Raw genomic sequence first — 13,687 nt, 5'->3', positions numbered from 1 at the left:
GGTCTGCGCCTTGGCACGGAGGTTGCGTAATAGTCGGCACACGATGCCGCGAAGCAAAGCAGGCATTCCAACATCAGGAGACACGTCTTGCAGACCTCTATCCATACCCCGTCCCATCCCGAGCCGATTGCCGAAGCCGGTCCCGCCACGCGCGCACGCTTCTGGCCGGAAGGCTGGTGGAAGCTGATGGAAATCCGCATCGGCATCATCCCGCTGCCGGTCTACGTGATCCTGTTCGGGCTGATCGTCGGCTTCGCGGTGACGGGCAAGGTGCCCGGCGAGATCTCGATGGCGATCGCCGTGCTCGCGTTCTTCGGCTTCACGTGCGCCGAACTCGGCAAGCGCCTGCCGCTGCTGCGCAACATCGGCGCGGCCGCGATCTTCGCGACCTTCGTGCCGTCGGCGCTCACGTACTACCACCTGCTGCCGAAGCCGGTGCTGAACCTGACGGTCGAATTCACGAAGTCGACCAACTTCCTGTACCTGTTCATCGCGTCGATCATCGTCGGCAGCATCCTGAGCATGGATCGCCGCGTGCTGATCCAGGGCTTCGTGAAGATCTTCATCCCGCTCGCGGCCGGCTCGGTTGCCGCGGCGATCGTCGGCACGGCGGTCGGCACCGCGCTCGGCCTCGGCGCGCGCCACACGCTGCTGTACATCGTCGTGCCGATCATGGCCGGCGGCGTCGGCGAAGGCGCGATTCCGCTGTCGATCGGCTATTCGGAACTGATGCACCTGCCGCAGGGCGAGATGTTCGCGATGGTGCTGCCGCCGGTGATGCTCGGCAGCCTGACCGCGATCATCCTGTCGGGCGCGCTCGACATGCTCGGCAAGCGCCTGCCGCACCTGACCGGCAACGGCCGCCTGCAGGTCGGCGAAACCGGCGACATGACGCCGGAAAACGAAGAAATCCGCGGCCACGTCGACGTCACGCACATCGCGGGCGCCGGCATCACGGCGATCACGCTGTACCTCGTCGGCCTGATGGCGCACAAGCTGTTCGGCCTGCCCGCACCGGTCGCGATGCTGTTCCTCGCGGTGCTCGTGAAGCTCGCGCGCGCGGTGTCGCCGCCGCTGCAGGAAGGCGCGTTCGTCGTCTACAAGTTCTTCTCGACCGCCGTCACGTATCCGCTGCTGTTCGCGATCGGCGTTGCGATGACGCCGTGGGACAAGCTGACCGCCGCGTTCACGATCGTCAACGTCGTGACCATCGTGTCGACCGTCGCGACGCTGATGGGCACCGGTTTCGTGGTCGGCCGCCTGATGAAGATGTACCCTATCGACACCGCAATCGTGAACGCCTGCCATAGCGGGCAAGGCGGCACCGGCGACGTCGCGATCCTGACCGCCGCGAACCGGATGCAGCTGATGCCGTTCGCACAGATCGCGACGCGCATCGGCGGCGCAATCGTCGTCACGGTGACGCTGATCCTGGTCGCGCACTTCGGATGACGCGCCGCCGCGCGCATCGTCGCGCAGGCCGCTTCGCACGCGCCGCCGCCGGCTCTGCCGGCGCGCGGCGCGCGTCGTTCAGGCCGGCCGGTTGCGGGCTTCGATGAGGGCGAACGTGCAGAAGAGCTTCAAGGGAATCCCGTGGTGGGGCTGGGCGTCGGCCGCCGTGCTGTATGTCGGCGTGGCGGGCGCGGCCGTCGATTTCGCGTGGGAACGTGCGATCGACGCGCTCGAGGAAACCGGCGCGCACCGGCTCGACCTGTATGCGTCGAGCCTGAAGAGCGAGCTCGGCCGCTTCGAGATCCTGCCCGGGCTGGTCGCGCGGCAGGACGGCGTGCGCGCGATGCTGAAGGCCGCGCCGCACGACGCGCCCGAGCTCGTGCACACGGTGAACACGTACCTCGAAGCCGTGAACCGCGACGCGGGCAGCGGCGCGGTCGACGTGATCGACCTGCAAGGCGAGGTGATCGCCGCCAGCAACTGGAACGAGACGCTCAGCTTCGTCGGCACCAACGTGTCGTACCGGCCGTACTTCAAGGACGCGCTCGCGCGCGGCAGCGGCCGCTTCTTCGGCATCGGCACCAACACGGGCGTGCCGGGCGTCTACTTCGCCAGCGCGGTGCGCGACGACGGCGTGCCGATCGGCGTCGCCGCCGTGAAGATCAGCGTCGATTCGCTCGAATCGGCATGGCGCGCGCCGGGCGTCGCCGCGATGGTCGTCGACCGCAACGGCGTTGTCGTGATCTCGACCGAACCCGAATGGAAATTCACCGCGCTGCGCCCGATCACCGCGCAGCAGCAGCGCGACATCCAGGCGTCGCGGCAATACGCGGGCCGCACCGTCGACGCGCTGCCGTACCGCCGCATCGGCGACCGCAACGCGGCCGCGTGGTTCGGCACGTTCCCCGATCCGCGCCGCGCCGGCCACAACACACGCTATCTGGTGATGTCGCGACCCGCGCCGCAGGCCGGCGATTCGCTGATGGTGCTGCTCGACATCGCGGGCGCGCGGCGCCAGCAGCAGACGGCGTTCGTGTTCGTCACGGGCGCGTTCCTGATCGCCGCGCTGCTGGCCGGCTACGCGATCCAGCGCCGCCGCGCGATCGTCGCAAGGCTGAACGCGCAGGACGCGCTGCGCCGCGCGAACGACCGGCTCGAACTGACCGTCGCGCAGCGCACGGCCGCGCTGACGGCCGCGAACGAGCAGATGCAGCGCGAGATCGTCGAGCGCGAGCGCACCGAGCAGCGGCTGCGCGATTCGCAGCAGGAAGTCGTGCACGCGGGCAAGCTCGCGGTGCTCGGGCAGATGGCCGCCGGCCTCACGCACGAGCTGAACCAGCCGCTCGTCGCGATCCGCACGCTGTGCGACAACGCGCGCACGTTCTTCGAGCGCGGCCAGCCGGCGCCGGCGTATGCCAATCTCGAACGGATCGGCAAGCTCGTCGACAGCATGGCGGTGCTCACCGGCGAGCTGAAGACCTTCGCGCGCAAGCCCGACGTCGAGCGCGTCGCGGTGTCGCTGAACGAGGCCGTCGCGCATGCGCGGCTCATCTACGACGCGCGGATCCGCGACGAAGGCGTGCGGCTCGACGTGAACATCGCGCCCGGCACGGCGGTGTCGGCCGAATCGAGCCAGTTGCAGCAGGTGATCGTGAACCTGCTCGGCAACGCGCTCGACGCGGTGCACGACGCGCCCGTGCGCCGCATCGTCATCGAAGCGGCCGGGCCGGACGAAGCCGGCCGCGTGCGCTTCACGATCGCCGACAGCGGCGCCGGCATCGCGCCCGAGGTGCTGCCGCACCTGTTCGAGCCGTTCGTCACGACCAAGCCGCGCGGCCAGGGCCTCGGGCTCGGCCTCGCGATCACGTCGCGCATCGTCGAGGCGTTCGGCGCGAAGATCGCCGCGACGAACCGCGACGAAGGCGGCGCGCAGTTCAGTATCGAATTCGCGGCGGCGACGCTGCAAAGGACAGAGCATGGAAGATGAGATTCGGGTGCTGGTCGTCGAGGACGATGAAAACGTCCGGATCGGCGTCGAGCAAGCCGTCGCGCTCGCCGGGTTCCCGGTCGACGCGTTCGCGTCGGCCGCCGACGCGCTCGCGCACGTCGCGCCCGGCGCGCCGGTGGTGATCGTGTCGGACGTGCGGATGCCGGGCATCGACGGGCTGCAGTTGCTAGACCGCGTGATGGCTGTCGATGCGCAGATCCCGGTCGTGCTGATCAGCGGCCACGCGGATATCTCGACGGCCGTCGGCGCGATGCAGGTCGGCGCGTACGACTTCATCGAGAAGCCGTTCTCGTCGGACGTGATCGCCGGCCGCGTCGCACGCGCGGTCGAGAAGCGCCGCCTGACGCTCGAGGTGCAGGGGCTGCGCGCGGCGCTCAACAACTGGCAGGGCATCGAGGCGTTCGTGCTCGGGAAGTCGCCCGCGATGGCCGACGTGCGCAAGAAGATCCTGCGCCTCGCCGATACATCGGTGTCAGTGCTGATCAGCGGCGAAACCGGCACTGGCAAGGAACTGATCGCGCGCAGCCTGCACGACTTCGGCGGCCGGCGCGATGCGCATTTCGTCGCGCTGAACTGCGGCGGCCTGCCCGAGCAGATCTTCGAGAGCGAACTGTTCGGCCACGAGGCCGGCGCGTTCACCGGCGCGATCAAGAAGCGCATCGGCAAGATCGAATGGGCGCACGGCGGCACGCTGTTCCTCGACGAGATCGAGACGATGCCGATACCGCTGCAGATCAAGATGCTGCGCGTGCTGCAGGAGCGCGTGGTCGAACGGCTCGGCGCGAACGAGCTGATTCCGGTCGACTGCCGCGTGGTGGCCGCGTCGAAGGCCGATCTCGCCGAACTCGCGGCCGACGGGCGCTTTCGGGCGGATCTTCTGTATCGCCTCAACGTCGCGCAGATCGAGCTGCCGCCGCTGCGCGAGCGGCGCGAAGACGTGCCGCTGCTGTTCGAGCATTTCGTGCTCGCGGCCGCGCGGCGCTTCGGGCAGCCGGCGCCAGTCGTCACGGCTGCGCAGGTGTCCGAACTGATGACGCACGCATGGCCCGGCAACGTGCGCGAACTGCAGAACGTGGCCGACCGCTTCGTGCTCGGACTGACCGGCGACAGCCTGCTGTCGTCGGGCGACGCGCCGGCGGTGGGCGGCACGCTCGCGGAACAGCTCGCGTATTTCGAACGGATGCTGATCGAGGACATGCTGCAGCGTCACCACGGCAACGTTGCGGACGCAAGCGTCGCGCTCGGCATGCCGAAGAAGACGCTCTATCACAAGCTGCGCAATCTGCGGATTCCCGCGCGCGGCGACGCGGCGGCCGACGGCGGCGAATGACGCGAACGAGGACACGCACAACAGCATGGATCGCATCGAAGTCTCCGAACACGGCCGCATCCACGGCCACCTGATCCGCGGCGTCACGCGCGCGCGGAAGACCTTCCGCCCGAGCGACTGGCCCGAACGCCTCGCGGGCGTCATCACGCTGTTCGTCGGGGAACGGCGGCCCGGCTATCCGTGCGCGCTGTCGCGGCTTGCGATGCCGGTCGTCGACGGCGGCGCAAAATGCCTGTTCGTGTCGGACGAATTGCGCGGCGTATGCGCGGACGCGTTCGACTTCGCGATGCAGTTCGCGGCCGACAACGACCTCCCGGTCGAGGTTCAGACTGCGCCTGCGTTGGCGGTGCGTTGACGCGCAGCCCCTGCTTTCCCTCATTTTCCGGTGCGTTTGCGCATGCGCGCAGGCCGCCGCACGCCCTTTCGACGCCGAAACCAATCGTCAGATGATTGGAGGCTTCGACACATGCCCACGCTCCGACAGGGGTTTGCGGCGCAGCCATCAATAAAATTGATCGTCGCGATGAAAATTATGCGTTTTCCTTGCAGGTCGCCGTGATGCATAGTTGCGTCGTGTTGACGCACCTTTGAGTCTTTCAGTCATGAACATGCGAATCGAGCCGTCCGTGCTCGCGAACCCCGACCTGCAATTTGCGACGCTTTCGTCAGGCATCAGCCTGCCGTATGTCGAGCGGGGCAGCGGCGCGCCGATGGTGTTCGTGCACGGCTCGCTGTGCGACTACCGCTACTGGGATCCGCAGCTCGCGTCGCTGTCGGCCCACTACCGCTGCATCGCGCCGAGCCTCAGCCATTACTGGCCGGCCGTCGAAGCAGGCATCCAGGGCGAGTTCAGCTGGCAGAACCACGTTGACGAGCTCGCCGAATTCATCGACGCACTCGATCTCGGCCCCGTGCATCTGGTCGGCCATTCGCGTGGCGGCAGCGTCGCGTTCAACGTCGCGCGCCAGCATCCGCATCTCGTCGACACGCTGACGCTCGCCGATCCGGGCGGCCCGCTGCAGCAGCAGGGCGTGCGCGAAGCCGCGCTGCCGGCCGCCGCGCTCGCGCTGCGCACGAAGGCCGTGAACCTGATCGGGCAAGGCGACGTCGAAGCGGGCCTCGAGATGTTCGTCGATTCCGTGAGCCTGCCCGGCGCGTGGAAGAAAAGCACGTCGCGTTTCCGCACGATGGCGATCGACAACGCAAGCACGCTGCCGAAGCAGTTGCGCGACCCGCTGCCCGCGTACTCGCAGCACGCGGCCGGCGACATCGCGTGCCGCACGCTGCTGATCGACGGCCAGCGCAGCCCGAAGATGTTCCGCAACAACGTCGATACGCTGACGCAGTGGATCGGCAATGCGCAACGGCAGACCGTCGCCGGCGCATCGCACGGGATGAACGCGGCGAGCCCCGCCGTGTTCAACCGTTACGTGCACGAGTTCGTCGCCGCGTAACGCGAGCGGGCGGCATGCGCGCCGCCCGGCCTTCCCCTCTCTTGCGGAAGCGAAACGGCGCGGGCAATCCGCATCGTTTCACATCCCCCTGCATCACGCAGCCGATGCCGCCTTCCGCGTCACCGCATCCGGCAACCCGAACACGCTGTCGAACGACCAGTTGTACACGAACGTGAAGATCGGGAAGAACACGATCAGCACCGCGTCGAACAGGAACGCCTGCACCAGCGACACGTCGAGCCACCACGCGATCAGCGGGATCAGGAACGTCACGAGCGCGACCTGGAACCCGATTGCGTGCAGCACGCGCCGCCCGACGGTGCGCGTCGTCGCCGCACGCCGCCGCTCCCACGCCTCGAACGCGAGGTTGTACAGGAAATTGACGGTGACGCCCGTCGTCGAGATCATCACGCCCAGCAGGCCGCTCGTTTCGGCGCTCGCGCCGCTCAGCACGCCGAGCACCGTCGACGCGATCAGGATGCCGAGCACCTCGAACATCACGACGTAGACTATGCGTCGCTTCCAGCCTTGCATGACCATCCCCTTCGAATCGAACAAGGTGGCGAGACTAGCAGCGGGTACCCTGTCCGCCAAAGTCAGGTCCTTTCAATTTTTCTGACAGGAGGCCGCACGTGCTGACCAGCGATCACATCGACATGCTGCTGACCGTCATCGACGAAGGCTCGTTCTCGGCGGCCGCGCGTGCGCTCGGCCGCACGCCGTCGGCGGTCAGCATGGCGATCGCGAACCTCGAGGCCGAACTCGACCTCGTGCTGTTCGACCGCGGCACGCGCGAGCCGACGCCGACCGCCGCGATGGCCGCGCTGCTGCCCGACGCGCGCGCGATCGCCGAACGGCTGCATGCGCTGCGTGCGCATGCGCAGCACTTGTCGGAGGGTGTCGAGGACACGCTGCGACTCGGGCTCGCGGCCGAAATCGACGGCGCGCCGATTGCGCGCGCGCTGGCCGCCGTCGCCGCGAAATATCCGGCGCTCGCGGTCAGCGTCGTCACCGCACCGCAGGATGCGATCGTCGACGCGCTGCATCGCGGGGCCGTCGATCTTTGCGTCGCGTACGGCGGGCTCGATCTTCATCCGCAGGAACAGATTCACGCGCTGTGGACCGAGACGCTGATCGCGGTCGCCGCGCCCGGCCATCCGGCGATTGCCGAAGCCGCGCATCCGGAGGCGATCGAGCGCTTGTCGGGGTTTCGGCAGATCGTGATCGCCGATCCGGAGCGGCCGCTCACCGACGTGCGGCCGCTTATCGGCACCCGCACGTGGAAGGTGACCGACATGGCGACCGCGATCGCGCTCGTGAAGGCCGGTCATGGCTGGGCGAACTTGCCGGAATCGATCATCGACCGGTATGTGGCGGACGGCGAACTCGCACCGCTCGTGTTCGCGAACATTCGCAACGGGCTGCCGCTGCCTGTGTATTTGCGGCGGCCGAAACATACGGGGCTCGGCAAGGCCGCCGGGGAACTCTTGCGGGCACTGCGGGCTGAAGACAGTCCGCATTGAGCGGTGCGGCGATGGCGTCGCCACACCGTCCGTCAACGTCGGACGGCTTGACCGTTAGTTGCAATCAATGGGCCACCCTCGCGCGCGTTCGGCGCCAGAAACGCGTTCCCGGTCATCGCTCGACTTGTCCGATCATGCCGACCGTGAGGCGGGTCATACGACCGTGATGGCGAGCTCCTCCGCATACGCCTCCAACCGGTCGCCTACCCGCAACTTAAGGACATCGATGAACCGTTTGATCTTCGCGTCGACGAACTGACGGGACGAATACACCGCATAGACGTTGCGCTGAGCGGTGTGGAATTCAGGCAGCACGCGAACGAGCGATCCCTTACGCAAATCGTCGATTGCCGAGAAGGCGGCGATCAGCCCGATCCCCGCGCCCTCGCGCAGTACCGTGGACATCGCATCCATGTCGTTGACGCTGAAGTGCGATCCCGCCGGACGATACACCGCCTCGCCGACCCTGCCTTGCAGACGCCATTCGTCGGGCGCGTAATCGACCGTGCTCAGGAGCACACATGTGTGGTCGACGAGGTCTTCCACACACGCGGGAGCCGGACGATGTGCCAGATAATCGGGCGACGCCGCCAGAATGCAATGGCTGACGCCGATCTTCTGGCTCACATACGCCGAGTCCGGCAGCGTGCGCGCAATCACGATCGCCACGTCGAGTTGCTCTTCGAGCAGGTTCGGCATCCGCTGCGACAGCATGAGATCGACCGATACCTCCGGGTATGCGTTCCGATAGGCAAGCACGGCTTGCGAAACGAGTTGACGGCCTAATCCCGGCACCGCATGCACGCGCAATACGCCGCGCGGCTCCAGCAGCGCATCGCGCGCTTCCGCTTCTGCCCGTTCGATGTCCGAGAGGATCGCAACGCTGCGCTCGTAAAAACGTCGCCCCGCATCGGTGACGACGAGCCGTCGCGTCGAGCGCTGCAGCAACCGCGTGTTGAGATTGTCCTCGAGTACCGAGACCGCTCGGGAAATGTTGCCGACCGTCGTATCGAGGTGGTTTGCGACAGCCGTGAAACTGCCCATCTCGACCACCTTCGCAAACACCGACATGGTGTGAACCTTGTCCATTACGCACCTTGGTTTTGAATTGATCGCCGAATCGCTGCGTTTCGGCCCGCGCGAGCCTGTTGATCATAGGGCCCGCGCCTGCTTCGTGCAGTCAGCGCGCAATCCCCTGTCGTTTTCGCGCATCCTTTCAATGTGCTTTCATGCTGGCAGGGGGATTTTCTCTCCCGAGACAAGATTCATTCTTTCCGGCCCCTCTAAGTTGCCGCCCGCTTCACGCCTAGACTGGGTCCCGAAGTCAGGCAATCAGAACGCGGAAGTATCAAACCCGAGCTCGGCCCGCCACGGCGAATCATCCAGACACGGCGTGGCGCAGGTTCCCCTGTCCGGCTCGTGGCGAACACATATTTAATCGCAATCCTAACCATAAAGGCTACTACCATGGACATCAGTTACGACGCGCTTCATCTTTTCATCAACGGCGAATGGATCGGTGCGAGCGAACGCGAAACGGCGCCGGTGATCAACCCCGCCACGCAAATCGAGATCGGGCGCGTCCCGCTGGCGACGGCAGCCGATCTGGATCGCGTCCTGCAGGCCACCGCACCGGCTTTTGACGTCTGGCGCAACACCGTGCCTGCCGAGCGCGCGCGCATTCTGAAGCGTGCGGCGGAACTGATGCGCGAGCGCGCCGAGCACATCGCTACCGTCATGACGCTCGAGGAAGGCAAACCACTGGCAGAAAGCCGCGACGAAGTCCTGCGTGCCGCCGACTATTTCGAATGGTTCGCCGAAGAGGCTCGCCGTATCGACGGCCGCGTGGTGCCATCCAACCGCCCGGGCGTGCAACAGCTCGTGAAAAAACAGGCGATCGGGCCCGTCGCCGCATTCACGCCATGGAATTTTCCCGCGATCACCCCGGCGCGCAAGCTCTCCGCCGCACTCGCCGCCGGATGCAGCGTCATCATCAAACCCGGCGAGGAAAGCCCCGCAACGGCGCTCGCGCTGGCACGTGCACTGGACGACGCCGGTTTGCCGAAGGGCGTGCTTCAAGTCGTATTCGGCGTGCCCGACCAGGTGTCGAAGCATCTGATCGCTTCCCCGGTAATCCGGAAGGTGACGTTCACGGGCTCGGTACCGATCGGCCGCCTGCTGTCGGCGCGTGCCGCCGAAGGCGTCAAACCCATCACGCTGGAGCTGGGCGGCCACGGGCCCGTCCTCGTATTCAACGACGCGGATGTCGAGAAGGCCGCGGTCGACGGTGCGGCGAACCGCTTTCGCGGTACGGGCCAGGTCTGCATCTCGTCGACGCGCTTCCTGATCCAGCGCGAAGTCTACGACGCGTTCGTCGGGCACTTCGTGCGCGCCACCCAGGCCCTCAAGGTCGGGAATGGCATGGATGCCGGCACGCAGGTCGGGCCGCTGGCCAATCCGCGCCAGCTTGCCAAGATGGAAGAACTCATCGCCGATGCGGTGGAACGTGGCGCAAGGGTCCTCGCCGGCGGAAAGCGCATCGAGGGCGAAGGATATTTCTTCGAACCCACGGTCCTCGCCGACGTACCGAAGGACGCGCGCGTGATGCATGAAGAACCGTTCGGCCCGATCGCGGTGCTGATGCGCTTCGATGCCCTCGCCGACGGGCTCGCCGAAGCGAACCGGTTGCCGTACGGGCTCTCCGCCTATGCGTTCACGCGCAGCGCGCGCACGGCCATTGATGTCGCGGACGGTCTCGAAGCCGGGATGATCGGCATCAACCAGTACCGCATCGTGTCGACCGAACTGCCGTTTGGCGGCATGAAGGAAAGCGGTCACGGCTCGGAAGGCGGCACCGAGGGCATCGAGTACTACCTCACGCACAAGTTCATCAGCCAGGCTTGAAGGAGTATCGCCATGTCTCATACGCATTTCGACAGTCCGCGCGAGGCCGCGCGGGCCTTCACGCCGACGCTCTCGGCATTCGTCGACGACACGCTCTATCCGCGCATCTGGAGCGATCCGTCGCTCGCGCCGCGCGACCGCAGCCTCGTGACCATCGCCGCCCTGATCGCGGGGGGCCATCTCGACGAGTTGCCGGCGCACCTGCGGCGCGCGTTGACGAACGGCGTAACCCGCGAAGAGCTCTCCGCGGCAATTACTCACCTCGCGTTCTACGCCGGGTTTCCCGCAGCGATTTCCGCTTCGGCCGTGGCGCAGGCAACGCTGGGCGCACAACCTCGGTCCGACGATCTCGCCGGTCATTCAGCTCCGGCACAGGAAGGTGTGAAATGAAAGCCATCACATTCAAGGAATTCGGCGAGGCCGAGGTTCTCCAATTGGCCGAAGTCCCGGCACCCGAGGTTCGCCCCGACGATCTACTGGTACGCGTTCATGCCGCGGGCGTGAATCGCGCGGATCTGACACATCGGCGAGGCGGATACGGTCGGCCCAATTTCGGCGACTCCACCCTCATGGGGCTCGAAATCGCCGGCGAGGTGATCGAGACGGGCAGCGCCGTGCAGGGCTACAAGGTGGGTGATCGTGTAATGGGCGTCGTGGGCGGCGGGGCCTATGCGGAACTGGCGCGCATCGACTGGAGAATGGCGATGCCCATTCCGGCAACGATCGACTACGTGCACGCGGCTGCCATACCGGAAGTTTTCGTCACTGCGCACGAAGCGTTGTTGCATCTGGGCCGCTTGCAACGCGGCGATTCGGTGCTGATTCACGCAGCGGCGGGCGGGGTGGGTTCCGCGGCGGTCCAGCTCGCCTACGCAACCGGCGCGACGATATTCGCGACCGCCGAAGCCTCGAAACTGGAACGGATCGTTCAACTCGGCGTGGACCATGCGATCGACTACAAGGCGCAGGATTTTTCGGAAGTCGTCGCAAGCAGGACAGGCAAACGCGGTGTCGACGTCGTCATCGACTTCGTGGGCGCGCCGTATTTTTCGCGGAATGTCGCGTCATTGGCAAACGGCGGCCGGCTGGTGCAGGTCGGCATACTCGGCGGCGGCGGTGACGTGAGCGTTGCGCTCGATCAGATCCTGTACCGTCATCTGCAAATCATCGGCACGGTGATGAAGTCGCGCGACCCGCGCGAGAAACACGCGATGGTTCGGCGATTTCGCGAACATTGGCTGGACCGCTTTGCGGGAGGCGCGGGTCTCGAACCGGTCGTCGACAGCGTGTTTCCTCTCGCCGATGCCGCGGCGGCTCATCGACGGATGGAGTCGGCCGTGAACGTAGGCAAGATCATCCTGACGATGAGCGAAAACGCCTGACGCCATAAAAAACCCCGGCATGCAGCCCTGAGCCTGCATGCCGGGGTTCTTCGCTTCACTGCCGACGAGCGACGAATCGCCCGCCGTTCGCACTCAACGCGCGGCGACTTCCGCCTTGACGGACGCCGCATCGCCGACCGCCGTCGGCGCATTACCCCACCCGCCGCCCAACGCACGGATCAGGTTCACGGTCGACACGGCCTGCGCGCCGGTCAACTGGTTCGCCTGCAACTGCGACAACAGCACCGACCGCTCGCTGTCGATCACGTCGAGATAGGCGACCTCACCCTCCTGATACTGCGTGCGCGACAGCGTCGCCGCGCGGCGCGACGCATTGACGGCCGCATCCTGCGCGCGGATCTGGTCGTCGAGCAGGCGCAGATCGGCGAGATTGTCCTCGACCTCGCGGAACGCGACGAGCACCTGCTGCCGGTAGTTCGCGACCTGCTCGTCGTACTGCGCACGCGCCTGCTGCACGCCGGCCGCACGGCGCCCGCCGTCGAACAACGGCAGCGTCAGCGCGGTGCCGGCGAACGGCCCGAGCAGGAACGTGCGGCTCGACCACAGGAACAGGTTGCCGAGCGTCGACGCCTCATAACCGAACGCGCCCGTGATATCGAGCTTCGGGAAATACGCCGACTTCGCGAGGCCGATCCGCGCGTTCGCGGCCGCCATCGCGCGCTCGGCCGCCGACACGTCCGGACGGCGCTCGAGCAGCGCGGACGGCAGGCCCGCCGGAATCTTCACGCCGACCGGCACGATCGGCGTTTCCTTGAACGCGAAATCCGCGGGCGCCTTGCCGAGCAGGATCGCGAGCGCATGCTCGGAGGCCGCGCGCCGGCGCGCAACGCCGACCGCATCGGCCTGCGCAGTGGCCAGCTCGTTCTTCGCCCGCGACACGTCGAGCTCGCTGATGTCGCCTTCGTTGAAGCGACGCTGCACGAGCTTCAGCGCCTGGTCGCGCAGTTCCACCGTGCGGCGGTACAGGTCCTGGTCCGAGTCGAGCTGGCGCAGTTCGAAGTAGTTCTGCGCGACGTCCGCCTGCAGCGCGAGCTGCACCGAACGGAACAGCGCTTCGCTCTGCGCCTGGTCGGCGCGCGACGCCTCGACGTTGCGGCCGACACGGCCGAACAGGTCGGCCTCGTACGACACCGTGCCCTGCGCGCGCCACAGCGTCGCGTTGGTCGGGCCCGTGCCTTGCGGCTGGAACTGCGACGCCGACGACAGCCCTTCGCGCGTCGGCCCGAAACCGGCGCCGATCTGCGGGAACCATTGCGAGCGCGCAGTACGTGTCGCCGCGCGCGCTTCCTCGACACGCGCGGCCGCGGCCTTCAGGTTCTGGTTCGCGGCGAGCGCCTGCGTCTCGAGCGAATCGAGCACCGGATCGCCGAACACCGTCCACCATTCGCCGCGATGCGCGCCGTCCGACGGCTCGGCCGTCTTCCACGTACCGGCCTGTTCGCCCGCGGCGAGCGTCGGCGCTTCCTTGAACGCGGCGGGCGTCGACACATCCGGGCGCTTGTAGTCGGGGCCCACCGCGCACGCGGCGAGCAGCGTCGCGAGCAGGGTGCTCGCGGCCGCCACCTTCGCGAAGCGCATCAGGCCATTCGTGTTGTGCATGTTGTCCATCTTCT

The 13,687-nt window shown here is 66.9% G+C and carries 12 protein-coding genes; 9 read left to right on the top strand and 3 right to left on the bottom strand.

Annotation, left to right across the window (positions count from 1 at the left end):
• Positions 1–87 precede the first annotated feature (87 nt).
• From ABD05_RS22910 to ABD05_RS22890, 5 genes are all read left to right on the top strand, one after another.
• The gene (locus tag ABD05_RS22910; RefSeq protein ID WP_047902349.1) at positions 88–1,452 is read left to right on the top strand and encodes a 2-hydroxycarboxylate transporter family protein; all 1,365 of its coding nucleotides are present in this window, start codon (positions 88–90) and stop codon (positions 1,450–1,452) included.
• A gap of 103 nt (positions 1,453–1,555) precedes the next feature.
• Entirely contained in the window at positions 1,556–3,439 is a 1,884-nt protein-coding gene (locus ABD05_RS22905; RefSeq protein ID WP_047902348.1) for a sensor histidine kinase, read from the top strand.
• Positions 3,429–4,790, top strand: coding sequence for a sigma-54-dependent transcriptional regulator (locus ABD05_RS22900; RefSeq protein ID WP_047902347.1), 1,362 nt, complete (start codon positions 3,429–3,431; stop codon positions 4,788–4,790). The genes ABD05_RS22905 and ABD05_RS22900 overlap by 11 nt, the downstream gene beginning before the upstream one ends.
• A gap of 25 nt (positions 4,791–4,815) precedes the next feature.
• Entirely contained in the window at positions 4,816–5,145 is a 330-nt protein-coding gene (locus tag ABD05_RS22895; protein WP_047902346.1) for a DUF3579 domain-containing protein, read from the top strand.
• A 247-nt stretch (positions 5,146–5,392) separates the two neighbouring features.
• Positions 5,393–6,244 (top strand): alpha/beta fold hydrolase, encoded by an 852-nt coding sequence (locus ABD05_RS22890; RefSeq protein WP_047902345.1) that lies wholly within the window; start codon positions 5,393–5,395, stop codon positions 6,242–6,244.
• A 93-nt stretch (positions 6,245–6,337) separates the two neighbouring features.
• On the opposite strand, the gene ABD05_RS22885 is transcribed toward ABD05_RS22890, so the two are convergent.
• Positions 6,338–6,778: a PACE efflux transporter gene (locus ABD05_RS22885; RefSeq protein ID WP_047903741.1), complete on the bottom strand. Its 441-nt coding sequence runs from the start codon at positions 6,776–6,778 to the stop codon at positions 6,338–6,340.
• A 98-nt stretch (positions 6,779–6,876) separates the two neighbouring features.
• On the opposite strand from ABD05_RS22885, the gene ABD05_RS22880 reads away from it, so the two are divergent.
• The gene (locus tag ABD05_RS22880) at positions 6,877–7,767 is read left to right on the top strand and encodes a LysR family transcriptional regulator (protein ID WP_047902344.1); all 891 of its coding nucleotides are present in this window, start codon (positions 6,877–6,879) and stop codon (positions 7,765–7,767) included.
• Positions 7,768–7,920: 153 nt separating this feature from the next.
• On the opposite strand, the gene ABD05_RS22875 is transcribed toward ABD05_RS22880, so the two are convergent.
• Entirely contained in the window at positions 7,921–8,856 is a 936-nt protein-coding gene (locus ABD05_RS22875; protein ID WP_034181756.1) for a LysR family transcriptional regulator, read from the bottom strand.
• A 378-nt stretch (positions 8,857–9,234) separates the two neighbouring features.
• Between ABD05_RS22875 and ABD05_RS22870 the strand changes: the two genes are divergently transcribed.
• The 3 genes from ABD05_RS22870 to ABD05_RS22860 are packed head-to-tail and all read left to right on the top strand — an operon-like array spanning position 9,235 to position 12,053.
• On the top strand, positions 9,235–10,671 hold the full coding sequence (locus ABD05_RS22870) for an NAD-dependent succinate-semialdehyde dehydrogenase (protein WP_047902343.1): 1,437 nt from the start codon (positions 9,235–9,237) through the stop codon (positions 10,669–10,671).
• 12 nt (positions 10,672–10,683) lie between these two features.
• On the top strand, positions 10,684–11,061 hold the full coding sequence (locus ABD05_RS22865; protein WP_047902342.1) for a carboxymuconolactone decarboxylase family protein: 378 nt from the start codon (positions 10,684–10,686) through the stop codon (positions 11,059–11,061).
• A complete protein-coding gene (locus ABD05_RS22860; protein ID WP_047902341.1) occupies positions 11,058–12,053 on the top strand; it encodes an NAD(P)H-quinone oxidoreductase in 996 nt (331 codons plus the stop codon). The genes ABD05_RS22865 and ABD05_RS22860 overlap by 4 nt, the downstream gene beginning before the upstream one ends.
• Positions 12,054–12,146: 93 nt before the next feature.
• Here ABD05_RS22860 and opcM read toward each other — a convergent pair whose 3' ends face one another.
• Positions 12,147–13,682, bottom strand: a complete 1,536-nt coding sequence (gene opcM / locus ABD05_RS22855) for a multidrug efflux transporter outer membrane subunit OpcM (RefSeq protein ID WP_047902340.1) — start codon at positions 13,680–13,682, stop codon at positions 12,147–12,149.
• Between the last annotated feature and the right edge of the window lie 5 nt (positions 13,683–13,687).

The sequence above is a fragment of the Burkholderia pyrrocinia genome (assembly GCF_001028665.1).
In the GTDB taxonomy this organism is placed as follows: domain Bacteria; phylum Pseudomonadota; class Gammaproteobacteria; order Burkholderiales; family Burkholderiaceae; genus Burkholderia; species Burkholderia pyrrocinia.
The sequence above is the reverse complement of the archived record's forward strand: the minus strand, read 5'-3'. Positions and strand labels throughout refer to the sequence as shown.